Origin of the sequence: Streptomyces sp. NPDC014995, assembly GCF_043080745.1 — a bacterium.
Lineage (GTDB): Bacteria > Actinomycetota > Actinomycetes > Streptomycetales > Streptomycetaceae > Streptomyces.
The window spans coordinates 171341-194382 of record NZ_JBIBVX010000007.1; the positions used below are offsets into that span (position 1 = coordinate 171341).

At 68.2% G+C, this 23042-nt stretch carries 20 protein-coding genes; 10 read left to right on the plus strand and 10 right to left on the minus strand.

Annotated elements, in window-relative coordinates; genetic code table 11:
- Positions 1–16: 16 nt before the first annotated feature.
- From ACF1A1_RS16340 to ACF1A1_RS16355, 4 genes are all read left to right on the plus strand, one after another.
- Positions 17–1165: an alginate lyase family protein gene (locus ACF1A1_RS16340; protein WP_392000403.1), complete on the plus strand. Its 1149-nt coding sequence runs from the start codon at positions 17–19 to the stop codon at positions 1163–1165.
- Between the two features lie 11 nt (positions 1166–1176).
- Positions 1177–2769, plus strand: a complete 1593-nt coding sequence (locus tag ACF1A1_RS16345) for a glycoside hydrolase family 43 protein (RefSeq protein WP_392000405.1) — start codon at positions 1177–1179, stop codon at positions 2767–2769.
- Positions 2766–3554 carry an alpha/beta fold hydrolase gene (locus tag ACF1A1_RS16350; protein WP_392000406.1) on the plus strand — a complete coding sequence of 263 codons (789 nt, stop codon included), beginning with the start codon at positions 2766–2768 and terminating at the stop codon, positions 3552–3554. The genes ACF1A1_RS16345 and ACF1A1_RS16350 overlap by 4 nt, the downstream gene beginning before the upstream one ends.
- Before the next feature lie 73 nt (positions 3555–3627).
- Entirely contained in the window at positions 3628–4200 is a 573-nt protein-coding gene (locus ACF1A1_RS16355) for a TetR/AcrR family transcriptional regulator (RefSeq protein WP_392000407.1), read from the plus strand.
- Positions 4201–4537: 337 nt separating this feature from the next.
- On the opposite strand, the gene ACF1A1_RS16360 is transcribed toward ACF1A1_RS16355, so the two are convergent.
- From ACF1A1_RS16360 to ACF1A1_RS16385, 6 genes are all read right to left on the minus strand, one after another.
- Positions 4538–5785 carry an NADH:flavin oxidoreductase/NADH oxidase family protein gene (locus tag ACF1A1_RS16360; RefSeq protein WP_392000408.1) on the minus strand — a complete coding sequence of 416 codons (1248 nt, stop codon included), beginning with the start codon at positions 5783–5785 and terminating at the stop codon, positions 4538–4540.
- 86 nt (positions 5786–5871) lie between these two features.
- On the minus strand, positions 5872–7341 hold the full coding sequence (locus tag ACF1A1_RS16365) for an amidase (RefSeq protein WP_392000410.1): 1470 nt from the start codon (positions 7339–7341) through the stop codon (positions 5872–5874).
- Between the two features lie 247 nt (positions 7342–7588).
- Complete coding sequence (locus ACF1A1_RS16370; protein WP_392000411.1) at positions 7589–8449, minus strand: SDR family NAD(P)-dependent oxidoreductase; 861 nt, start codon at positions 8447–8449, stop codon at positions 7589–7591.
- Positions 8450–8645: 196 nt separating this feature from the next.
- Complete coding sequence (locus tag ACF1A1_RS16375; RefSeq protein ID WP_392000413.1) at positions 8646–9944, minus strand: sensor histidine kinase; 1299 nt, start codon at positions 9942–9944, stop codon at positions 8646–8648.
- Positions 9945–10056: 112 nt separating this feature from the next.
- A complete protein-coding gene (locus tag ACF1A1_RS16380) occupies positions 10057–12114 on the minus strand; it encodes an RICIN domain-containing protein (protein WP_392000414.1) in 2058 nt (685 codons plus the stop codon).
- Positions 12115–12338: 224 nt separating this feature from the next.
- Positions 12339–13403 (minus strand): LacI family DNA-binding transcriptional regulator, encoded by a 1065-nt coding sequence (locus ACF1A1_RS16385; RefSeq protein ID WP_392000416.1) that lies wholly within the window; start codon positions 13401–13403, stop codon positions 12339–12341.
- A gap of 522 nt (positions 13404–13925) precedes the next feature.
- On the opposite strand from ACF1A1_RS16385, the gene ACF1A1_RS16390 reads away from it, so the two are divergent.
- The 5 genes from ACF1A1_RS16390 to ACF1A1_RS16410 all read left to right on the plus strand — a co-directional run bounded on the left by ACF1A1_RS16390 (position 13926) and on the right by ACF1A1_RS16410 (position 19600).
- A complete protein-coding gene (locus ACF1A1_RS16390; RefSeq protein WP_392000417.1) occupies positions 13926–15209 on the plus strand; it encodes an ABC transporter substrate-binding protein in 1284 nt (427 codons plus the stop codon).
- Complete coding sequence (locus ACF1A1_RS16395; RefSeq protein WP_392000419.1) at positions 15206–16228, plus strand: carbohydrate ABC transporter permease; 1023 nt, start codon at positions 15206–15208, stop codon at positions 16226–16228. Before ACF1A1_RS16390 ends, ACF1A1_RS16395 begins: the two co-directional genes overlap by 4 nt.
- Positions 16225–17112 carry a carbohydrate ABC transporter permease gene (locus tag ACF1A1_RS16400; protein ID WP_392000420.1) on the plus strand — a complete coding sequence of 296 codons (888 nt, stop codon included), beginning with the start codon at positions 16225–16227 and terminating at the stop codon, positions 17110–17112. Before ACF1A1_RS16395 ends, ACF1A1_RS16400 begins: the two co-directional genes overlap by 4 nt.
- Before the next feature lie 44 nt (positions 17113–17156).
- Positions 17157–19193, plus strand: a complete 2037-nt coding sequence (locus ACF1A1_RS16405) for a beta-galactosidase (RefSeq protein WP_392000422.1) — start codon at positions 17157–17159, stop codon at positions 19191–19193.
- Positions 19194–19444: 251 nt separating this feature from the next.
- The gene (locus ACF1A1_RS16410; protein WP_392000423.1) at positions 19445–19600 is read left to right on the plus strand and encodes a hypothetical protein; all 156 of its coding nucleotides are present in this window, start codon (positions 19445–19447) and stop codon (positions 19598–19600) included.
- Between the two features lie 265 nt (positions 19601–19865).
- Here the strand turns inward: ACF1A1_RS16410 and ACF1A1_RS16415 are convergent, their stop codons facing one another.
- From ACF1A1_RS16415 to ACF1A1_RS16425, 3 genes are all read right to left on the minus strand, one after another.
- Entirely contained in the window at positions 19866–20420 is a 555-nt protein-coding gene (locus ACF1A1_RS16415) for a TetR/AcrR family transcriptional regulator (protein WP_392000425.1), read from the minus strand.
- Entirely contained in the window at positions 20417–20836 is a 420-nt protein-coding gene (locus ACF1A1_RS16420) for an ester cyclase (RefSeq protein WP_392000427.1), read from the minus strand. Before ACF1A1_RS16420 ends, ACF1A1_RS16415 begins: the two co-directional genes overlap by 4 nt.
- A 201-nt stretch (positions 20837–21037) precedes the next feature.
- The gene (locus ACF1A1_RS16425; protein WP_392000428.1) at positions 21038–21550 is read right to left on the minus strand and encodes a 2,4'-dihydroxyacetophenone dioxygenase family protein; all 513 of its coding nucleotides are present in this window, start codon (positions 21548–21550) and stop codon (positions 21038–21040) included.
- A gap of 208 nt (positions 21551–21758) precedes the next feature.
- Between ACF1A1_RS16425 and ACF1A1_RS16430 the strand changes: the two genes are divergently transcribed.
- A complete protein-coding gene (locus tag ACF1A1_RS16430; RefSeq protein WP_392000430.1) occupies positions 21759–22754 on the plus strand; it encodes a helix-turn-helix domain-containing protein in 996 nt (331 codons plus the stop codon).
- On the opposite strand, the gene ACF1A1_RS16435 is transcribed toward ACF1A1_RS16430, so the two are convergent.
- Positions 22687–23040: a DUF6448 family protein gene (locus tag ACF1A1_RS16435; RefSeq protein WP_392000432.1), complete on the minus strand. Its 354-nt coding sequence runs from the start codon at positions 23038–23040 to the stop codon at positions 22687–22689. The genes ACF1A1_RS16430 and ACF1A1_RS16435 overlap by 68 nt on opposite strands.
- Between the last annotated feature and the right edge of the window lie 2 nt (positions 23041–23042).

Genomic DNA, 23042 nt, shown 5'->3' on the forward strand with positions numbered 1-23042 from the left:
TGAAAGAGGAAGACGCATGTCCGAGTCACAGCCCACCACGCCCGCGTCCCCGAGCCGCCGCCGATTCCTGCAGATCACCGCCGTCGGTACCACGGCGGCCGCCACCGGGCTCACCGCGATCCCGACCGCGGACGCACTGACCTCCTTCATCCACCCCGGGGTGCTGCACAAGCTCTCCGACATCCAGCGGATGAAGACCCGGATCGCGGCCGGCACCGAGCCCTGGCTCAGCGGCTGGAACGTGTTCAGGACGAACGCGTACTCGCAGTCGAACTACGCCATGATGGGCCCGCTCACGACCATCGACCGCGGCACCACCGAGATCGGCAACTGGGAGTTCTGGAACGACTGCAACGCGGCCTACCAGAACGCCCTGATGTGGAACCTCACGGGCACCACCGCCCACGCCACCAAGGCACTGCAGATCATCAAGGCATGGTCCGCCACCCTCACCTCGATCACCGGCAAGGACGCCCAGCTCGCGGCCTCCATCTATGGTTTCAAACTCGCGGCGGCAGCCGAGCTGATGCGGTACACCGCCCCCGCGGGCAGCTGGTCCGCGGCCGAGATCACCCAGACCGAGAACCTCTTCAGATACGTCTTCGTGCCCCTGGTGAGGACGTTCGGCGACGCGGGCTGGGGCACCAACTGCATCAAGGCCATGATGGCGTTCGGCGTGTTCTGCAATGACACCTCCCTCTACAACGCCGCCGTCGACGCCTTCCACCTGCACGACTGCTGCAGGATCAGCCGGGTGATCAGGGAGTCCGGCCAGTGCGTGGACAGCGGCCGCGACCAGGCCCACACCCAGCTCATCCTGGGCAGCATGGCCGAGGCCTGCGAGATCGCCTGGGCCCAGGGCCAGGACCTGTACTCCGCCTCCTCCAACCGGCTGCTGGCCGGCTTCGAGTACACGGCGAAGTACAACACCGGCAACGACGTCCCGTACACCGTCTGGGGCTCCTGCCGGCTCACGTTCAACTCCATCTCCACCATCGAGCGCGGCAACCTGCGCCCGATCTACGAGATGGCCTTCAACCACTACGTCAAGCGCCGCAGCCTGCCCGCCCCCTGGACGTACGCGGCCATCGGGAACATCAGCCCGGAGGGCGCGGCGTTCCAGTGTGACCACGTGGGCTTCGGCACCCTGCTGTTCACCCTCTGAGCGGAGCTTTCGTGATCCACAACCCCGTCCTGCGCGGCTTCGAACCCGACCCCGTGATCCTCCGCGTCGGCGCCGACTTCTACATCGCCACCTCGACCTTCGAGTGGTACCCGGGCGTCCGGATCCACCACTCCAGGGACCTGGTCGACTGGCGGTCGCTGGGCGGGGTCCTGGACAGCAGGCGCCTGCTCGACCTCACCGGCGTCCCCGACTCCGGCGGCATCTGGGCGCCCGGACTGTCGTACGCGGACGGCCTGTTCCACCTCGTCTTCACCGTCGTCGACACCTACGCCGAGGGCTGGAAGGACCTCCCCAACTACGTCACCACGGCCGCCTCGATCGAAGGACCGTGGTCCGACCCGGTGCCGCTGCACGGCCGGGGCTTCGACGTGTCCCTGTTCCACGACGACGACGGCCGCAGCTGGCTGCTGAACATGCGCTTCGACTGGCGTCCGGACCGCGAGGGATTCGCCGGGATCGAGATCCAGGAGTACGACCGCAAGACCCAGGCTCTGCTCGGCGAACCCCGCACCCTCACCACCGGAACCTCCGTCGGTGTCGCCGAGGGCCCGCATCTCTACCGGCGCGACGGCTGGTACTACCTGGTGCACGCGGAGGGCGGCACCGGATACGAACACGGCGCGGCCGTGGCCCGCTCCCGCGACCTGCTCGGACCGTACGAAGCCGATCCGGGCGGCCCCCTGCTCACGTCCCGGCACGACCCGGCCCTTGAGTTGCAGAAGGCCGGGCACTGCTCCCTCGTCGAGACGGCGACGGGACAGTGGTACGCCGCCCACATCGCCGCCCGCCCCCACACGGAGCGGGGCCGGTGCGTGCTCGGCCGGGAGACCGCGCTCCAGCCGGTCACCTGGACCGACGACGGCTGGCCCCGCATCGCCGGAGCCGTACCCGCCGTCACGGTACCGGCACCCGCGCTGTCACCGGCGCCCGTCGCCGAACCACCGGCGAACGACTGCTTCGACGCTCCCGTCCTCGGCCCCGACTGGTCCACGCTGCGCCGCCCGGCCGGCGACGACTGGATCGAGCCGGCACCGGGGCGGCTGCGCATCCGGGGCGGTCAGTCGCCGGCGGGCCGCCGCACGCCCAGCCTGCTCGCCCGGCGGGTGACCGCCCCGCGCTGCGCCTTCGAGACCAGCCTGACCTTCTCGCCCCGCACCCCCGACCACCTGGCGGGTCTGACGGCCTACTACAACACCCGCAACTGGCACTACCTGTACGTCACCGCCCAGGACGACGGCTCGCCGGTCCTGCGGGCACTGAGCTGCGAGGCCGGCCGTCTCGTCGCACACGAGCCAGCCGTACCGCTGAAGCCCGGACGCCCGGTCGTCCTGCACGCCGAACTCGACGTTCCGGCCCTGCGCTTCTCGTACGACACCGGTGGGGGAGTTCGGGCGCTGCCGCTCGAGCTCGACGCCACGGTCCTGTCCGACGAGCACGCCGACGAGTTCCACGACGGCCAGTTGCGCGTTCTCGGCTTCACCGGCGCCATGTTGGGACTGTGGGTGCAGGACCTCGACGGCGCCGGTGTCCACGCGGACTTCGCCTACGCCACGTACCGGACCTCTGAGGACGGTCGCGCATGACGATCATCGACCTGAAGCGCGTCCACCTCTTCTGCACCGCATTCGGGCCCGACCGGGCGGCCCCGCTGCTGCTGATGCACGGCTGGGGTGGAGACGGCCGGGAGTGGTCCGCGCACGCCGAGGCGCTGGCCGACCGGTTCCGCGTGATCGTCCCCGACCTGCGCGGGCACGGCCGGTCGGACGTCCCCGACGAGGGCAACACGCCGACGGAGATGGCCGACGACCTCGCCGCGCTGCTCCGGCACCTGGGCACCGGGCCGGCGATCGCCGTGGGCCACTCCATGGGCGGCCAGGTCGTCAACCTGCTCGCGGTACGGCATCCGGAGCTGGTCCGCTCGGTCGTCGCCCTCGATCCGGCTCACGGCGCGCACGGCGCGGAAGTCGAGGGGATCCCGGCCCGGCTGGCGGAGTACCGGGAGCGCGGGGCGCGCGCCGCGGCCGAATTCATCGCCGGCGCCTTCCCGGCAGGCGCTCCGGCCGGACTGCGTACGGCACATGTCCGCACCATGCTAGGCACCCCGGACCACGTCATCGCCCAGGCGTACTCCGGCATGTACACCGACTCCGGCGCGGTCGGCGTCCGCCCGCACAGCGAGGCGTATCTGCGCCGGCGCACCCAGCCCGCGCTCACCGTATGGACCTCGGCGCAAGCGGCCACCTGGGAACGCGGCACCCTGCATGTCCCCGGCTCCCGCGTCGAACACTGGCCTGACACCGGGCACTACCTGCACGAGGAACATGTCGGACGCACAGTGCGCCTGTTGGAGGACTGGGCGACGCGTTAGCTGTCAGTTATAATATTATGTGCGTCAGGCTTTGGCCTGGGGTCGTGCGCGTGCGAGACGATGGAGGAAGCCTGTGGCGCGCTACACCAAGGAACACAAGCAGGTGACGCGGCAGCGGATCATCGAGAAGGCGGGCCATCGGTTCAAGCAGGACGGCATCGACGGCTCCGGCATCTCTACGCTGATGTCGGATGCCGGGCTCACCAACGGAGCCTTCTACGCCCACTTCAAGTCCAAGGAAGACCTCGTCGCCAATGTCGTCGCAGACCAACTGCGCGCACAGGTCGCGACGTACGGCACGCTACGGCCCGGACGTCAGGGACTCGAGGACCTCATCCGCGACTATCTGTCGCCCGAACACCGGGATCATTCGGATGCCGGATGCCCCTCCGCCGCACTGCTCGGCGAGATCGGCCGCTGCGAGGACGGGATCAAGCATGCCTACGCCGATGGAGCGATGGCCATCGTGGAAGAGATCTCCGCCCGCCTGGCCCCTGAGAATCCGCGATCGGCTCGCGGCCAGGCCATAGGGCTCTTCACCATGATGGTCGGGACGCTGCAACTGTCCCGCGCCCTCAGCGACCGGAAGGACGCCGATGACGTCCTCGAACGGGGAATCGAGAACGCCCTGGCATTCATGGCCTGAGAAGGACGACGACACTCGCGTGGGCGTCGGCCTCCCGGGGCCCCGCCTGCCCCGTCGCCGCCTTGAGAGTCGTCATCGGGTCGACTACGGCTTCCGCGACGAACCGCTGCTCGATCGGGAGCCGTGTTGTCGGGGAGAGCTGGTGCTTGACGATTCGGCGTAGGTGATCCGGTCCCCACCGAGAACGATCGCCGTGCGCTCCGGGTACCGGGACGCAGAGTCGGTCAGCAGCCGGGACACGTTCCGGCTTGAACCATGCATTATCTCCCTCTCCTGGTTCTCGGGATGTTCGTGAAGTGAAAGTCCTACCGGGCCACTTGGCGACGCCTGAAGGTCCTCATGACCCGCCTCGCTTGGAGCGGAACGAGGTACGGCCGTTTCGCCGCACCATCGCGATGGTGGTGGCGAGTTGACCGCGACTCAGGTCGGGGAGCAGGCCGCTCCCCAGGCGATGCATCTGGTCCGTGTGCCAACTCAGGTCCAGCGCCCCGTCCAGTGCCTTGATGTCGGCGATTCTGCCGAGCATGCTTCTCATGCCGTAGCGCATCTGGTGTGCGGTGAGCATCTCGGCCCGCCCGTCGAGGATGAGCCGGGCCGCGTCCGGCGTGGTGATCGCCGGCCTGCCGATGCCGACCACGTCGCACTCACCGGCCTGTACGGCTCGCCGCATGCTTTCGCGGGTGCGGAATCCGCCCGTGACGGCGAGCGGGATGTCGCCCACGAGTTCGCGTACGGTACGGGCGTACTCCAAGAAGTACGCCTCGCGTGCCCTGGTACTGGGTGCCGCCTCGCCGCTCATGGCCCTGGACTCGTAACTACCGCCGCTGACCTCGATGAGGTCGATGCCTTCGGTGGCCAGCGCGGACAGTACGGCGCGGGATTCGTCCTCGCTGAAGCCGCCACGCTGGAAGTCCGCGGAGTTGAGCTTGACGGCCACCGCGAAGCCGGGTGCGACGCGGGCACGGATGCGTCGGACGACCTCCAGGACGAAACGCATCCGCCGCTCGGGGTCGCCGCCCCAGTCGTCGTCGCGCCGGTTGGACAGCGGTGACAGGAACTGTGAGATGAGATACCCGTGGGCTCCTTGCACCTCCACGCCGTTGAAGCCGGCTCGCTCGCACACGGCCGCGGCCGTCGCGAAGCGCTCGATGATCTCCTCGATCTCCGCCGGTCGCAGCTCGCGCGGCGTCCTGGCTCCGGGCAGCTTCGGTGCGACCGGGCTGGGTGCCACCGGCGTGTGTCCGAGTGCCATGGGGTTGGTCTGGCGCCCGGGGTGGTTGAGCTGCGCCCAGATCGGAACACCGGCATCCTGGGCCGTCCCGGCCCAGCGTGAGAGGGCGTCGACATCGCGCTCGTCTTCGATGACGATGTTGCCCGGTTCGCCGAGGTGGGCTCGATCGACCATGACGTTGCCGGTGATCAGCAGGCCGTAGCCGCCTCGGCTCCACGTCGAGTAGAGACGTCCGAGCCGCTCGTCCGGTGCGTTGTTCTTGTCACCCAGCGTCTCACTCAGCGCCGACTTCATCAGACGGTTGGGCAGCACCTGGCCGTTCGGGAGGGTGAGGGGGGTGTCCAGGGTGTTCATCGGGGGCTTTTCCTTGGAGGTGGGTTCGGCGCCAGGCAGGGTTTGCCTGTTGGCTAGCGTTCAGGGCGGCACGGATCGGTGGATCTTCATGCGAAGGTCGGCGGGGGCTGGTAGCCCTCCAGTTCCTGGCCGAGGAGCTCGGCGAACTTGATCGTGGTGAGGTCGCCGCCGCTGGGCCCCATCACTTGCAGCCCGACAGGCAGACCGTCCCGGGCTGTTCGGACCGGGACGGTCGTCGCCGGAGAGCCGGCCACATTGGCGACAGCGCTCCACTTGACCTGGTCCCAGTAGGGCCGGGACCGCCCGTTGACCTGGATCCGACGTCCGAACCTGTCGATCGGTTTGTTGTGATGGGGCGGTGCCGTGGTCGGCGTGACCGGCATGAGCACAACATCGAACTCCCGGAAGAACTCGACCCATCGCTCCCGGATCTCATGGCGTGCGACGTCCGCCTGCAGCCAGCTGTAGTGCGATTGGAAGGTTCCTCGCAAGGCATACCGCGCTTCTGTGCGGAAACGCTGGGCGGCGCGCGCGAGGAGCGCGGCGTTGGAGGCTGCCGTCAGTCCGGACCGGTCGTAGGTGAACGCCCCGAAGAGCAGGCGCAGGAAGACGTCGTGACTGGTCGCCATGGAGACGGGGAGGTCGGCGGGCTGTCGTCGGACCTTCGCGCCCGCCGTCTCCAGGGCGGTCAGGGCGTCGTCCACCGCGGCTTCGACATCGTGGTCGATGGGACACAGGGCATCCTCGGTCCACACCGCGACCCGGAAGTCACCCAGCTTGTTCGCCCGGGGCGGTGCGAGTGTGTAACTGAAGCCACCGTCACGCTCAGGCGGTCCGACCGTCGCAAGGAGAAGGGGGACAAGATCGCGCGCCTCGCGGACCTGGGCGCCCGCACAGGCGAGGTCGGACTCCCCCCACCGTCCGACACCCGGAGCGCCCGGCACATGGCCGATGAGCGGGATGGACCGCCAGGTCGCCTTGTGTCCGTAGAGGCCGTTGAAGTGCGAGGGAATCCGGGTCGAGCCACCGATCTCCGAGCCGAAGTCGAAAGCGGTCAGCCCCGCGGCTGTCGCCACGGCGCCACCGCCGGCCGAACCCCCCGACGTACGGGCGGTGTTCCAGGGATTCAGCGTTGGCCCGAACACCGGGTTGTCAGCCTGGACGTCCTGGTTTCCCGCGGGCATGTTGGTCTTGCCGATGATCACCGCGCCGGCGGCGCGCAACCGGCGCACCGCCTCGGCGTCCCGATCGGGTACGTAGTCCTTGAGGTCAGGGCGACCGCAGACCGTGCGCAGACCGGCGGTCTCGTAGCTGTCCTTCACCGTGATCGGCAGACCGTGGAGGGGGCCGAGTTCTGCTCCGCTCGCGCGTTTCGCGTCGGCATTCCCGGCCTCGCGCCGCGCCCGCTCGACGTCGAGGGTGACGATCGCGTTCAGCCTTTCGTTGTGGGCGCCGATCCGGCTCAGGTAGACCTCGAGCAACTCAGCGCTCGAAATCTCACCCGAAGCCAGCGCACTCAACTGGTCCGCGGCTGACTGGAACGGGAGGTCACGCACGGAGAGCCTCATTTCTGTACGCGCTGATTCGACGGGCTCAGAGGTTGGGAGTAGTCGACCTCGCCCACACCATTGACGTACGAAGATAATATTACGATCGTACTTCAATGTCCAACCTCCGCACCCGCGGTAACCGCCACTGGCGGCGAAGGCTCGTCTCCAACGCCGTTGCCTCGCCGGGCGGTGTCATGTCGGCATCGGCGCCGATGTGGCCGATCGCGGCCCGCCAAAGGAACGCGTGGCCGCTTCAGGAGGTCAAAAGATCTTCGCCTTCGCGGGCGTCAAGGCTTGCGACGATGCTCTGGACCTTGCCGTCGCCTGCCATTCGGGCGTCCATCACGGGGGCCAGTACGCCTCGCACGGCTGAGACCGCGGACCATCGGCGCGGGCGAACGACACGTGCGTCCCCGCGGCGCAGTCCGGCGACGATCGCGTGCGCCGCCTCCTCGGGGCTGATTCGCTTGTGGAGCATCTTCGGCAGGCCGTTGAGGAGCGCTCGCGCCGCCGGATCCTCATCGACGCTCTGCCGAATCATGTCGGTGTCGATCAGGGCGAAGTAGGCCGTGGTGACGCTGACTCCATGAGCGGCGAGTTCGACTCGCAGCCCTCTGCCGAGCTGCTCGACAGCCGCCTTGCTCATCGCGTAAGGGACCGTTCCTGTGCCGTTGACATAGGCGAACACTGACGACAGCAGCACGAGGCGGCCCTTGCTCTCGATGATGCGCGGCAACGAGGCATGGACGGTGTTGAGCACACCGCGAACATTGACATCGAGGAGCTGATCGATCCTGGGAGGCGCCGAAGCGCGAAGCGTTGCACCCCTGGCCGCCACACCCGCGTTTGCGATCACGATGTCGAGGCGCCCCCCTTTCTCCACTGTCTCCTCGACGGCTCCTGACATGGCGGCGAGGTCGGTGACGTCACCGCGCAGCACGGTGACCCGCTCGTCGATGCCTTGGTCGGCGCCCGGGGAGTGGAGATCGACGACGAAGACCCGGGCGCCCTCGTCGGTCAGGCGGCGTGCCGTCGCAGCACCCAACCCCCGTGAGCCGCCGGTCACGAGTGCGACCTTCCCCGCCAACGAAGCGATTCGCTGTGTCCCTGCCATGGCGCTCCTCCTGAACATCCTTGTCCAGGCCCTGGGGCGAAACGCCGACGGGCCGGCTGAGCATTGCCTGCCGAACATAATATTATGAACGTAAGCTATTGACTAGGGGAGCACCGCGGTCGGAGCAGTCTGCCGACGGGCGATCATCTTCACGTCGAGTGGGGCGGAGCGGAGCGGCAGCCCCGGCGGTCAGACCTCAGTCCGGTGCCGGGGAGCGGGTGGACTGCGGGAGTTGGCGGCGCCCTTCGCGATGCCCGGCCCTGCCGGGGTCCGCTGGTCTCACGGTGGGGAGGAGGGCCACGACCTCCCAGCCGTGGTCCTCGCGTGGGCCGGTGCGCAGTGTGCCGCCGAGGGCGGTGACGCGTTCGGTGAGGCCGACGATGCCGAAGCCTCCGCCGCGGGCGGCGTACGGCATCGCGGCGCCTGCGCGGCCGTTGTCGCGCACCGTCACGCGCAAGGTGTCGTCGGCGTGGGCGAGGGCGACGGTGACGTCGGTGGCGTCGGCGGCGTGGCGCCGTACGTTCGTGAGGGCTTCCTGGACGACACGGTAGGCGGCGGCCTGCACCTCGTGGGGCAGATCCGAAGGCACTGAGGCGTCGCGGTGCAGTTCGGCCTTCGAGCCGGTCGGACCGCCGAATCGGTCGACCAGTTCCGCGAGGGCTGTCAGGTCCCCCACCGGGCGGCTCTCGCCCGGCTCCAGCCGGGCCGTTCCCTGCGGGCCACCGCGCAGGATACCGACGGTCAACCGCATGGAGGCGAGCGCCTCGGTCGCCGCGTGCTCGATTCCCGCCAGGACCGGGTCCAGGCGATCTGGTTCGCTGCCGACCATCATGCGGGCCATCTGTGTCTGGACCAGAATGCCGGTGACATGGTGGGCGACGAAGTCGTGCAGGTCGGCCGCCATCGCGAGGCGTTCGGCGCGGCGGGTCTCGGTGACCGCGACGCCACGGCTGTGGTCCAGGGAGCGCAGATAGCCGCCGAGGCCGGCGAAAACGCCGGTCAGCAGCGCCAACGGCAGCGCGAACAGCAACGCGTCTTCCTTGGCGATGACGTCGTAGAAGCGCAGCGGCACCACAACGGTCGCTCCGCCTGTGAGGACGGCACACAGCCACGCCCACCATGGTGAGCAGGTACGGACCGCGATCAACAACAGGCAGAGCAGGACCGCCATTTCACCGGGGCCGAGTGTCCGCACGGGCTCGGTCGTCGCGGCCAAGGCGGTCAAGGCCAGCGAAACGCCTGCGGGTACGGCGGTCCGCAGTTGGGGGGTGAGCCACGCGGGTTGCCGGGCGGAGGGCCAGAGGACGGCCGCGAGGCCGAGCGACAGGAGCAGGAGCACCGGCCAGAGCGTCTTGCCGTTGGCGACGGCGATGAGCACGTCCGCGGCGGCCAGCAGGACCAGCGTGGTGACGCCCATCGCACGCAGGTAGCCCTGCCGACGGGTCCGCGTCGTGGGGATGTCGTCCGTCGCAGGCAGGAGGTTCACATCGGTCACTGTAGAGAGGAGCGGTCAGCTGCGCCTCGGCTGGTCGGCCGGCGCAGACGGCAGGCGCGGGAACCGCTTCGCCTGCGGTTCCCGCGCCTGGTCATGACACAAGTGGGAGCTGTCAGTTGATCCGGACGATCTTCCAGAGCTGGTCGTCGAGGTTGGCGCTGCCCCACTGGACGACGGCTGCCCCGTTGGCGGTGGAGGACTGGGCGACGCCGGCGACGAGGGTGCTGTTCACGTTCCGGAGTTTGTAGTAGCCGCCGCCCGCGTCGGTGAGGGTCCACTTCTGGGAGTCGGCGCTGGAGGCGGTGTTCTGGACGACGGCCGCTCCCGCTGTGGTGGAGGAGCCTTGGATGTCGAGGTTGAGGTTGCTCTTGACGTTCTTGATGTTCCAGGCGCCGCTGCCCGCGGACTGGAAGGTGAAGAGCTGGCAGGCGCAGGCCGTGTTCTGCCACTGGTTGGCGACGGTGCCGGCGGTGGTGGAGCCGTTCGGGATGTCGAGGTACTTGCCGCTGTTCTTGTTCACCAGGACGTACTGGCCGGTGCCCAGGGGCGGCAGGGCGGTCTGGGTGAGGTTCCAGCGCTGGCAGTCGCAGGTGGTGCTGCTCCACTGCACGGCGGTGGTGCCGACGGTGGTGGAGGCGCTGGGTATTTCGAGGAACTTGCCACTGACGCGGTTCGTGATGCTGTATCCGCCGGCCGGGTGGGGCGCGACGGCCCATTCGTGGTCGAGCGTGCCGTTGTCATCCCACTGCAGGACGGTTGCGCCGTCGGCGGTGGACTGGTTCTGGACGCCGAGAACCTTGCCACTGGCGACATTGAAGATCTTGAAGTAGCCCGAGGACCGCTGCTCGAAGCGCCACTGCTGGTTGGTGGAGGTGGTGGGGTTCTGCTGGGTGGCGGTGGTCCCGTTGGTGGTGGAGCCGTCGGCGATGGTGAGGTTCAGAGCGCTGTTCGCGTTGGTCATGGTGTAGGTCGCACCGTCGGAGACGCCGCCGCCCAGGTCGATCGTGCTGTAAGTGACCGGGTTGGAGAGGTTGCTGCCTCCGCGTCCGGCGCTGAGGATCAGCAGGCTGTGACCGTCGGGCAGGGACGTCATGCCGCGGCTGTAGCCGCCGGCCAGGTTGGCGCTGATGCGCGTCCAGGTGTTCGCGGCGCCGTTCTGCGTGTTGATGAACAGGTCCTCGGCGCTGTTGGCGCTGAGGGCGAGGGTTCCGTTGGGCCCTCCTGTGGGCAGCCAGGTCATGTAGGGAGCGCTCTGGGGCACCACGCCGTCCGTCGTCCGCAGCGGGATGCCGGTGACCGAGCCGAACGCCTCCGGGTCGGAGGAGATCTTGTAGTAGACGGAGAAGTTGCCCTCGGGAGCACCGCCGTACTCGTACGACAGGACGTACTTGCCGTTCGGCAGCTTCGCGACGGTCGGCATACCCGGACGGTTGCTGAAGGTGGGCATGGCCACGTCGTCCACGACGGGGCCCCAGGTACGGGCGTCCGTGGAGACCTGGTGCACGATCTTCTGGCCGTGGTCGGGGTCGCGCTGGTCGGAGTAGTAGACGATGAGCCTGCCCCCGGAGACCAGGAAGAACGGCTCCCAGACCGGGGTGTTGCCGTTCGTGTCGAAGGCGGCGCCGCCGGTGGCGATATTGCTGACGAAGCTCCAGGTCTGACCGCGGTCCGTGCTGGCGTACAGATCGATCTTGGTGGCCGACCGGTCGGAGGGCACCGAGTCACCCGCGGCCAGGATGGTACCGGCCGGGAAGTCGCCTATGGCCGTGGGCAGTTCGAAGAGCTCGGGCTGCCAGCGCATGCCCCAGCCGTTCTGTGTGTCGGCGACGTCGGAGAGCTTGCTCCAGGAGTTGCCGTTGTCGGTGCTGCGGTAGATCGGGAAGACGGGCGTGCCGGAGGTGTACTGCTCGAAGGTGGCGAGCAGGGTGCCGTTGGCCGACCCGTTGTGCTGCAGTCGCAGCGCCCGCGGATACAGCGAACCGGGCGAAGGCGCGCCCGCGGGCGGGGTGTACATCGTCTGCGAGGGACGGGACAGGGCCTGCGCCCGCCCCGCGGCAGGCAGCAGAATCGTCGACGTGGCGACGATCAGCGCCAGGAACAGCAACAGGAGGGTGGTGGGGCGGGAATGCTGAGCGGCGCCGGGTCTGGCGCCCAACAGTGCAGGGGACATGTGCGGCTCTCAGGACAGGGGAGGGATAGGAGGGTTCGGTGCCTGCCGCCCCGGGACGAAACCGGGTAGGAAGCGGCGAGCCCGGAGTGCGCGTCCACCGCGTACGAGGAATTGCGGCGTCGTGCGGCACGGGAGTCGGACCGATCCGCCTCTCGGGTGAGACGACCGGTGCGAGTGGCAGAGCTGTGCCCGGGCGCGGTGCGTTCCCTGCTGCCGGGGTGCTCTCAGGTGGTGCGCCGGCCCGTCTTGTCGGGGTGCGACGGCGGAGGCGCGGTCGAGCCGCGGACGACGAGTTCGACCGGTGGGTCGCTCGCCTGCGGCAGGTCGGTGTCGGGCTTGTCGATCGCGTGCACGAGAAGGCGGATGCCTTCCCGGGCCGCGGCCTCGAAGGGCTGGCGCACGGTGGTCAGGGGAGGGGAGACGTAGGCGAAGACCGGATTGCCGTCGAAACCGACGACACTGATGTCCTCAGGTACGCGGCGCCCGGCTTCCCGCAGGGCGTGGATGAGCCCGATGGCCATCTCGTCGCCCGCCGCGAAGACAGCGGTCACGGACCTGTCCGAGGCCAGCGCCCGGCCTACAGCATGGCCGGAGGCGGCCGACCAGTCACCGTTGAGCAGCGGCGGCTCGTGCGCGCCCCGCGCCGCGAGCGCCGCCCGCCATCCTTCGATGCGGTCCTTGGTGGCGTACCAGCGCCGCGGGCCGGCGAGGTGATGAACGGTCGCGTGTCCCAGGTCCAGCAGATGCTCGGTGGCAGCCCGGGCCAGTTCGTGGGCGCCCACACCCATGGTCACGGTGCGGGTGGCGTTGAAGGCGGGCGGTGCCCCCAGGAAGAGGACGGGGACGTCGACACGGACGCTGACGTCCCCTTCCACGATGGGTTCGGAGACGATGACGCCGTCCACGCCTTGCTCGAGCAGGGACTCCACGGCACCCGCGATACCCGCGGGGTCGCCGTCCAGCGTGTTGACCACGCGGAGCGCGTAACCCGCATCGCGCACCGCCCGCTCGATGTGCACGAGCAGTGAGGCGGTTCCGTACCCGGCGGTGCCCAGGGCGACCACGCCGATGGAGCCGGTACGCCCGGAGGCCAGTGTCCTGGCCGCCTGGTTCAGCCGGTAGCCGAGTTCCTCAGCGGCTGCGAGGACCTTTGTGCGGGCCGCCTCGGAGACATAGGGCTCGTTGTTGAGGACCCTGGACACCGTCTTGCGCGACACCCCGGCCAGGCGGGCCACGTCCGCGCTGCGCGGCACGGAGGAGCCCTCGCTCCGTCCCACCACTGCTGCCATGAAGTCTCCCGACGGCCGTGCGTCTGCATCGAAGGAGGTCAACTGTATGACCACGCGGTCTGACCGCGTGGTCATGTCTACGTAGCCGACAGCTGTACGTCAAGGGTCCCCGCAGTATCGATTCCGGTGGGCGGCAACGGATCCGGTGGAGGGCGGCTGGCCGGCGACGGGTTGCGCAGCCACCGTGCGGGGGCACCTCGGCCGGGCATACATGCTGGTCAAACGGCACACTGTCACTCGCAATTCCGCTCACGGAACGAGGCCGTCGCTCCCGTCCCGCTGCAAGCCGTCCGACTTCTCGACATGTACGGTCGGGCCTGCGCTCAGGTCGAAGGGACTTGACAGCGACTCCCCGGAGCGTTCAGTCTTCCTCGCAACCGCCGGTCGGATTTGTTCGATCGTGTTGAGTCTTGGTCGCGTGGGCGACCGCTTCCCCGTCCCACCCCCGTCGGGCCGACGTGCCGCCTGGGCACGGCCGCCCTGTCAGGAGCCGAAATGCACTCTTCCTCCCTCGGTCGGCCCATGCCTGCTGCCAGTCGCCGCACCGTCCTGCGCGGTATTGGTGGCGCAGCCGTTCTCGGCGCCGGCATACCGCTGCTCAGCGCCTGCGGCGGCAGCGGTACGGTCGCCGACCCGAAGACGGTCAGCCTCGGGTCGAACGCGTCCGACGCGGTGCCGAAGAAGGCGTTCGCCGAGATCTACGCGGCGTTCACGAAGCAGTCCGGGATCACGGTCGACGTGAACACCAAGGACCACAACACGTTCCAGGAGCAGATCAACTCCTACCTCCAGGGCACCCCGGACGACGTGTTCAACTGGTTCGCCGGCTACCGCATGCAGTTCTTCGCGGCCAAGGGCCTGGCCGCCCCGATCGACGACGTGTGGCAGAAGATCGGCGGCAACTTCCCCGAGGCGATGAAGGCACTCAGCAAGGGCGCGGACGGCAAGTACTACTTCGTGCCGATCTCCACGTCCCTCTGGGGCGTCTTCTACCGCAAGAGCGTCTTCCAGCAGTACGGCTACGAGGTCCCCACCACCTGGGACCAACTCGTCGCCCTGTGCAAGCAGATGAAGAAGGACGGCCTCGTCCCGTTCGCCTTCGGCGACAAGGACGCCTGGCCCGCGCTCGGCACCTTCGACCAGATCAACTTCCGCACCAACGGCTACGACTTCCACGTCGAGCTGATGGCCGGCAAGGCGTCCTGGACGGATGCCAAGGTCCGCACCGTCTTCGACCACTGGGCCGAGATCCTCCCCTACCACCAGGAGGGCGCCGTCGGCCGCACCTGGCAGGACGCGGCCCAGACGCTGATATCGAAGAAGGCGGGCATGTACCTGTTCGGCAGCTTCGTGGCACAGCAGTTCACGAACAAGGCCGACCTGGACGACCTCGACTTCTTCCCCTTCCCGGAGATCAACTCCGCGTACGGGCAGGACACCGTCGAGGCGCCGACCGACGGCTTCATGCTCTCCAAGGCCCCGAAGAACAAGGCCGGCGCGCTCAAGCTCCTGGAGTTCCTGGGCACCCCGGAGGCCGAGCAGATCTACCTGAAGTCCGATCCGAGCCTGGTCGCGGCGTCCAACAAGGCCGACACCTCCTCGTACACAGCACTGCAGAAGAAGGCGTACGCGACGATCGCCGGCGCCAAGCACCTCACCCAGTTCATGGACCGCGACAGCCGCCCGGACTTCACCTCCACGGTGATGCAGCCCGCCCTGCAGAAGTTCATCCGTGACCCCAAGGGCGTCGACAGCCTGCTGGCGTCGATCGAGCGCCAGAAGAAGACGATCTTCGCGTCCGCATGACCGCCACCACGAACACCGGTACCGGGACCGGCGCCACCAGCACCCCGGGGACGGCCGCAGTGCCGCCCCCGGGCCCCCCGAAGAACGTGACTAAGAATCAGACCAAGCGGCTACGAGCCCCGTTGGGGCACCGACGACTGCTCACCCGACGGGACCGCATCACGCTCGGCCTGATGGCCGGGGTGCCGACGATCCTGCACGTCATGCTCGTCTGGCTCACGGCTCTCACCTCGATCGCGCTGGCCTTCACCACCTGGGACGGCATCGGCTTCGACTCCATCAAGTGGGTCGGCCTGGACAACTTCAAGGAACTGTTCACCAACAACCCGCAGTTCTGGCCGGCAGTCGAACACAACGTCGTCTGGTTCGTCGTACTCATCCTGATACCGACTCCGCTGGGCCTGTTCCTGGCCGTGCAGCTCGACAAGAAGATCCGGTTCAGCAAGGTGTACCAGACCGCGTTCTTCCTGCCCGTCGTGCTGTCGATGGCGGTCATCGGGTTCGTCTGGCAGCTCGTCTACAACCCCGACACCGGCCTGATCAACAGCGTCATCGGTGCGAACGAGCCCGGCAAGTACATCGACTGGATCGGCGACCCGGACCTCAACCTGTGGTCCGTCCTCATCGCCGCCTCCTGGCGGCACACCGGCTACATGATGATCCTGTACCTGGCGGGTCTGAAGGGCGTCGACCCGGCCCTGCGCGAGGCCTCCGCGCTGGACGGCGCCAACGAGTGGCAGACGTTCAAGAACGTCATCTTCCCCACCCTGCGCCCCACCAACACCATCGTCCTGGTCGTCACGATCATCGAGGCCCTGCGCGCCTTCGACCTGGTCTTCGTCTTCAACAAGGGCGCCGAGGGCACCGAGCTGCTGTCGATCCTGGTCACCAACAACATCATCGGCGAGTCCAGCCGGATCGGATACGGCTCGGCGATCGCCGTGGTCCTGCTGTTGATCTCGCTCGCCGTGATCATCCCGTACCTGATCGCGACCTTCCGGAAGGAGCGGCGCGCATGAGCACCGTGAGCGCGCTCGGAAAGCAGCGCACCCCCGTCCGCCCCGCCCGGATCCTGCTCCACGTGTTCCTCGCCGGTGCCGCGCTGGCCTGGCTCGCGCCCCTGCTGTGGGCGATGTACGCGGCGATGCGGCCGTACGCCGAGACCAGCACCAAGGGCTACGTGTCCTGGCCCGACAAGCTGAGCCTCGACAACTTCATCAACGCCTTCCAGCAGTCGGACATGCTGCACTACTTCGGGAACACGCTGCTGGTGGCGATCCCGGCGGTGCTGCTGACGCTGTTCCTGTCGTCGTGTGTGGCCTTCTACGTCAGCCGCTTCGACTTCCGGGTCAACCTCTTCCTGCTCCTGGTGTTCACGGCCGGCAACCTGCTGCCTCAGCAGGTCATCATCACCCCGCTGTACCGGCTGTACCTGCTGATCGACCTGCCCGGCATCACCATGAGCGGCAAGCTGTACGACTCCGCGCTCGGCCTGGTCCTCATCCACGTGGCGTTCCAGTCCGGCTTCTGCGCCTTCGTGCTCAGCAACTACATGCGCTCCCTGCCCCACGAGCTGACCGAGGCCGCGCTCGTCGACGGCGCCTCGGTGTGGCGCCTGTACTGGCAGATCGTGCTGCCGCTGTGCAAGCCCGCGATGGCGGCCCTGGCGACGCTGCTGTCCATCTGGATCTACAACGACTTCTTCTGGGCGATCGTGCTGATCTCCACCGGCGAGAACATGCCGATCACCTCGGCCCTGAACAACCTCTCCGGCCAGTACTTCACCGACCCCAACCTGGTCGCCGCCGGCGCCCTGCTCACCGCGATCCCCACGCTGATCGTGTACTTCGTGCTGCAGCGTCAGTTCGTCAGCGGCCTCACGCTGGGCGCCAACAAGGGCTGAAGCACGCCTCCCACTCGTTCCCCACACTTTTCGGAGTACCACCAGTGACCACCGAACGCCGTCTCCGCCTGCCCGGCATCGCCTACGGCGGCGACTACAACCCCGAACAGTGGCCCGAGGAGGTGTGGGCCGAGGACATGGCCCTGATGCGCGAGGCCGGGGTGACCATGGTCAGCGTCGGCATCTTCTCGTGGGCCCTGCTGGAGCCGTCCGAGGGCGTCTACGACTTCTCCCGCATGGACAAGATCCTCGACCTCCTCCACGAGAACGGCATCGCCGCCGACCTCGCCACCCCGACGGCGTGCCCGCCCGCCTGGTTCTTCCGGGCCCACCCCGAAGCGCTGCCGATCGACCGCGACGGCCGTACGCTCTCGTACGGCAGCCGCCAAACGTTCTGCCCCTCCAGCCCCGCCTACCGCACCGCGGCGCTTCGCATCGCGGGCGCGCTGGCCGAGCGGTACGCCGACCACCCGGCCGTCGCCATGTGGCACGTCCACAACGAATACGGCTGCCACAACGCCGAATGCTTCTGCGACACCAGCGCGGCCGCCTTCCGGCGCTGGCTGAAGGCGAAGTACGGCAACGACCTGGACGCGCTCAACCACGCCTGGGGCACGACCTTCTGGAGCCAGTGGTACTACGACTGGGAGGAGATCATCCCGCCCCGCGCCACCGGCGCCGACCCCAACCCGACTCACCGGCTGGACTGGCGCCGCTTCTGCTCGGACGAACTGCTGTCGCTGTTCACCGCCGAACGCGACGTGCTCCGCCGAGCCGCCCCTCACATCCCCGCCACCACCAACTTCATGGTGATGCACAACTTCGACGCCATGGACTACTGGCGCTGGGCCCCCGAGCTGGACATCGTCTCCAACGACCACTACCTGCTCGCCACCGACCCGGAGTCGGAGATCGACATCGCGCTCTGCGGCGACCTGGTCCGCTCCCTGGCCGGCGGGCGGCCCTGGCTGCTGATGGAACACTCCACGGGAGCCATCAACTGGCAGCCCGTCAACCGGGCCAAGAGACCCGGCGAGATGCGCCGCAACGCGCTCGCCCACGTCGCGCACGGCGCCGACGGCATCGCCTACTTCCAGTGGCGCGCCGCGAAGGCGGGCGCCGAGCAGTGGCACTCGGCGATGCTGCCGCACGCGGGCACCGACAGCCAGATCTGGCAGGACGTCATGCGGCTCGGCGCCGATCTGCGGGCCCTCGCCGAAGTGGGCGGCAGCACCAGCCCCGCCCAGGTCGCCATCGTCTGGGACTGGAACGCCCGTTGGGCCATGGAGCTGCCCTCTCAGCCCAGCAGCGAACTGCGCTTCCAGGACCTGGTGAGGGACTGGTACACACCGCTGTGGAAGGCCGGCGTGGCGGTCGACTTCGTACGTCCCGACAGCCCGGACCTCGACCGCTACCGGCTCGTCCTCACCCCCAGCCTGTACCTGGTCGACGACGCGGGCGCGACCAACCTGGCGGCGTTCGTCGAGCACGGCGGCACCCTCGCCGTGGGCTTCCACAGCGGTGCGGTGGACGAGAACTGCCACGTACGCCTGGGCGGTTACCCAGGCGCCTTCCGGAAGGTCCTCGGGGTGCACGGCGACGAACCGTTCCCCTTGCTGCCCGGACACACGGTTGGCCTGGCCGGCCAGGTCCCGCAGGATGCGACCGCCGACCTGTGGACCGAACGCCTCCGGCTCACCGGAGCGGATGCCGTCGCCAAGTACGCCGAGGGACCGCTGGCCGGCGTCCCGGCCATCACCTGCCACGCGTACGGCAGCGGAACCGCCTGGTATGTCGCCACCCACCCGGACCCCGCCACCCTGGCCACCGTCCTGGAGCGCATCCGAGAGGAAGCCGGAGTGCGCCCGGAGCACGACGTACCAGCCGGCGTCGAGGTGGTGAGGCGGCGGGGCGCGGAGGCCGACTACCTCTTCCTGATCGACCACGCCGGCCACGGCGCCGAGATCCCCGCCGAAGGGGTCGAACTCCTCACCGGCAAACCGGTCGTGGGCTCCGTCACCGTCCCCGAAGGCGGCGTCGCAGTCGTCCGCGAGGCGACGCGCGAACCGAGTGGCGGGTGAGGCATCCGAGGTTGCTCCGTGTGTCGGTCTCCCCTCGGGCACTGCCCCTTCGCTTCGGGAGGTGACTGTGTGGGACATCACCGCGCGGCCGACCGGACGACTTTGACAATCAGCGAGGTTCGGCCGTGTGGTCCAGGAGGCACTTGGGACATGAAGATCAGGACAGGGCGGCGCTCTCACCGCGCCGCGCCGCGCGGTACGGACGTGGCCCGTCTACGGCCGGTGCCGCCGCCCCGTCCCGCAGGATCGTCATGTCGGAGTACGGCGTCGGCGCCAGCACCACCCAGCACGCCCTCAACCCGCCCAAGCCCGCACCGGGCGGATCCTGGCACCCCGAGGAGTACCAGTCGCTCTTCCACGAGGCGCCGCACGAAGCTGAGTGTTCCCGTCGAACGGGCCACGTGTAGCGCCTGTTCCGTTTGTCGGACCGGGCATCAGTCGAGGGGCCGGGTTCTCAGTCGAGTGTCCAGTTGACGCTGTCGGTGTAGGTGGAGCCGTTCGGCGAAGAGGATGCATCATGACAGAACACCTTGAGATCCGGTCGGCTTCAGGCACCTTCGACGCGATGGTGGGCGCCCCGTCGGGGCGGCATCGTGCCCACGAACAGTCCGCTGCCGAGCAGCGCCGAAAGAGCCACCTCCAGGGCCAATCAGTTCTGTCGCCGCTTGCACCTCATCGCTCGCCGACGGGTGGGTCCGTGAGGCCGATGATCCAGGCGCACCACTGCGTATCGGCGCGCCGTTCGGGCAGGTCCAGCACCGCGGAGACCGTCAGAACGAGACCGGTGGCCAAGAAGGAACGCACCTGCATCGGGTCGGCGCCCGTCAGACGGGTGACGGTCTGCTGGAGGTCGAGCTGGCGCACCCGTACCGACTCCTGGACCACCGCGTCGCCCGCCGCGGCGTAAGCCTGCAACAGGACGAGGCCGACGCTGGGTCGGCTCTGCAGGAGATGCCGGTAGGCGTCACCGAGCGCGCTCAGCGTCGGTTCGGCGCTCTCGAACGTGGCCTCGATCCTGTCGTAGGCCGCGTGCACGACCTGAAGGAACAAATCACGCTTCGAGCCGAACATCTGCACGATGCGGGGGTGCGAGATCCCGACACGGGCGGCGATCGCCTCGATGCCCGCCCCCGACAGTCCCTTCAGGGCGAACTCCGCGTCCGCCGCTTCCATGATCTCGGCCCGCCGCACCGCCGCTGGTTTACGCGTGCGGCCCGGCTCGGTCACTGCCCGGTTTCCGCGCGCTTGAGCTGGCTCAGCACGAAGCGGTAGTCGTACAGGCACCGATAGGCGTGGATCAGCCCGTCATCTCCCAGCTCCAGACGGTCGTCACCGTGGAACTCAACGCGCTGATCCGTGCCGGCCAAGGTCCCCGAGAAGCGCCACGCCACCAGCACGGCCCGCCGCGTCACCTCCCCGTACAACCCCATACGCGTAAACGTGCAGTCGGGAAAGGCGCGTGTCATCTGCGTCACGAAGTCGCGGATGCTGTCTGGGCCGTGCGCCGTCTCACCAAGCGCCGGCTCGTCGTACACCAGGTCTTCGGCGCACAACGCGGCCGCGGCATCGCCGTCGTGCTCGTTCCAAGCCCTCTCCCACCGATCGCAGAACGCCTCAAGGGCCTTGATGTCTGATGCGGCCACTTCGGCCTGTCGAGGACGTCACTGGCACACCGCGCCGGCCGTCAAGAGATCGGAACATGTGCATAACGCCGAGCCTGCGCACTGACGCTGAAGCGGACCATGACGTCGCCTCTGCGGAGCCACGCACGGTGAGCGCGTTCACACCGTGCGCGGGCTGACATGCATGCGCTGGGCCACGTGAGTCCTGTGATCCCGCCTGCGCTAAAGGTAGAGCCTCTCGTTGATCTTGATCCCATTGGCCTTGCAGTGGCTTTCGTAATGATCGATGAACCAGAAAACGTCGACCGTTTCGAGCACCCGGTCCTCTTCGTCGAGGAATTCCAGCGGCCCGTTGAGCCAGAACATCGTCTTCATGCCACGTTCGGAGTAGAGCGTGTGGCTTCGCCCCGGGCTCTCGCGAACGAAGTCGCCCGGCTGCGCGACCCAGTCGTATTCCATGTACCGCCAGCTGCCTTCCAGCACGTAACCGGAGACCGGGCCGCGGTGGCGGTGGCGGCCGAGCACCCCGCCCTCCTGCACCCACAACACGTTCGCGGCGCTGCTGGTCCGGACGTCGAAGGTGAGGTGCTTGATGAAGACGTTGGGCACGAAGGGCACCCACGGAGTGCTGTCGTCGCTGATATAGCCCTCTTCGAGGGCGTACTTGTCCCGCATGAGGTCAATCCGTGACTCTGTCGCGACATGCTGCTTCATGATCTCGTCGGAAGTGGTCATCTCTCCTCTTTTCTGAAGCCGGGGAGGGAGGCGGACTTTTCTGAAGCCGGGGAGGGAGGTGGACTTCGCAACAACCGATTCCGTCCGGCTGCCGCTGGCGGGCAATTCCCCGTGCCCGCACCGAACATAGAAGGAGACGTCTGGCCAGGTCTTGACTCCCGCCGCACGGGATTGTTGACTCTGCGCGCACACGGGTCTCCTTTTGTCCGTGCAGGATCGGCAGCGAGGTGACCGCATGAGTCTGGAACTTTCCACAGCGAAGGTCGATGACCCCTCACAGCTGTCGTACTGGCACCAGGTCGTCAGCGAGGCGTTCGTCCCTTACGAAGTCGCCGTGCCGCGGCGTCGCACCGAGGGCTTCCGGGGCACAGTCACCGCTCACGCGATCGGCGACATGCAGGTGGCCACCGTCGACGCCGATCCGCACACGGTGTTCAGGACGCCATCGCTGATACGCCGGTCGCCACAGGACGACTTCCTCGTCAACCTGGCTGTCCGGGGCTCGGTCATCGTGACCCAGGGTGAGCGCGACGCGGTCCTGCGGCCGGGAGAATTCACCCTCTACGACAGCGCCCGTCCGTGCCGGATCACCGGTCCCGACCGGTTCGGGCTGGTTTCGCTGAAGATCCCCCGGCCACTGTTCACCGCACACTGCCGACTGCCGCAGGACGCGACAGCGACCGTCGTTCGAGGCGATCACGGCGTTGGCGCCCTGGTCTCGCCCTACCTCCGCTCGCTGACCAGGCACGCGGCCGAACTGGCGCCCGATGTCGTCCAGCAGGTCGGCATCAATGTTCTGGAGCTCCTGGGTGCCGCTCTGCCCAAGGGCCCCGCCTCTGGTGACGGCTCCGCGCTCCCTCGATCGGCACAGTGGCTGCGGGCCCGTCATTACATCGCGCAGCACATCGCGGACCCACAGCTCTCGCCCGCCATGGTCGCCGACGCCCTCGGTGTGTCCATCCGTTATCTGCAGGTGCTCTTCCGTGCCGAGGGCACCTCACCTTCCCGGTCGATCCAGGAACAGCGGCTCGAACGTGCCGCGCGGCTCCTCACCGACCCTCGCCATGCGGGGCGGACGATCACCGACATCGCCTTCGGTATCGGTTTCAAAGACGCCTCCCACTTCACCAGGGCGTTCAAGAACCACTACGGAGCGGGCCCACGCGCCTACCGCGACAGACAATCACCCGCTGGCCCCGTTTGACAGGTGCCCAGGCCGGAGACACCGGGACGGATGGTGGGACGGTGGTGCCACCGAAGGGGAAGATGCTGATCTCCAGTTGAGCGAAGGTCGCCGACGGGTTGATGCCTCCCTCCGGCACGAGGGAGGCGTTCTTCTGCAGGTCCAGCCCGACACTCGCCGGGCCCAGGCCGGAGGTGAACATGACACCTTCGCCATGCAGCATGCCCGCGCTCAGCCTCGTGAAGGGAGCGCCTTCTGCAGCGTGGTGCACACGGATGACTGTCTCGAAGAACCAGTGATCGGCCATTT

Bases quoted from the DNA above. Each gene is read 5' to 3' on its own strand.
- ACF1A1_RS16340 (WP_392000403.1), top strand. From the start codon at position 17: ATGTCCGAGTCACAGCCCACCACGCCCGCGTCCCCGAGCCGCCGCCGA.
- ACF1A1_RS16350 (WP_392000406.1), top strand. From the start codon at position 2,766: ATGACGATCATCGACCTGAAGCGCGTCCACCTCTTCTGCACCGCATTC.
- ACF1A1_RS16360 (WP_392000408.1), bottom strand. From the start codon at position 5,785: ATGAACACCCTGGACACCCCCCTCACCCTCCCGAACGGCCAGGTGCTG.
- ACF1A1_RS16370 (WP_392000411.1), bottom strand. From the start codon at position 8,449: ATGGCAGGGACACAGCGAATCGCTTCGTTGGCGGGGAAGGTCGCACTC.
- ACF1A1_RS16380 (WP_392000414.1), bottom strand. From the start codon at position 12,114: ATGTCCCCTGCACTGTTGGGCGCCAGACCCGGCGCCGCTCAGCATTCC.
- ACF1A1_RS16385 (WP_392000416.1), bottom strand. From the start codon at position 13,403: ATGGCAGCAGTGGTGGGACGGAGCGAGGGCTCCTCCGTGCCGCGCAGC.
- ACF1A1_RS16390 (WP_392000417.1), top strand. From the start codon at position 13,926: ATGCCTGCTGCCAGTCGCCGCACCGTCCTGCGCGGTATTGGTGGCGCA.
- ACF1A1_RS16395 (WP_392000419.1), top strand. From the start codon at position 15,206: ATGACCGCCACCACGAACACCGGTACCGGGACCGGCGCCACCAGCACC.
- ACF1A1_RS16400 (WP_392000420.1), top strand. From the start codon at position 16,225: ATGAGCACCGTGAGCGCGCTCGGAAAGCAGCGCACCCCCGTCCGCCCC.
- ACF1A1_RS16410 (WP_392000423.1), top strand. From the start codon at position 19,445: ATGTCGGAGTACGGCGTCGGCGCCAGCACCACCCAGCACGCCCTCAAC.
- ACF1A1_RS16425 (WP_392000428.1), bottom strand. From the start codon at position 21,550: ATGACCACTTCCGACGAGATCATGAAGCAGCATGTCGCGACAGAGTCA.
- ACF1A1_RS16435 (WP_392000432.1), bottom strand. From the start codon at position 23,040: ATGGCCGATCACTGGTTCTTCGAGACAGTCATCCGTGTGCACCACGCT.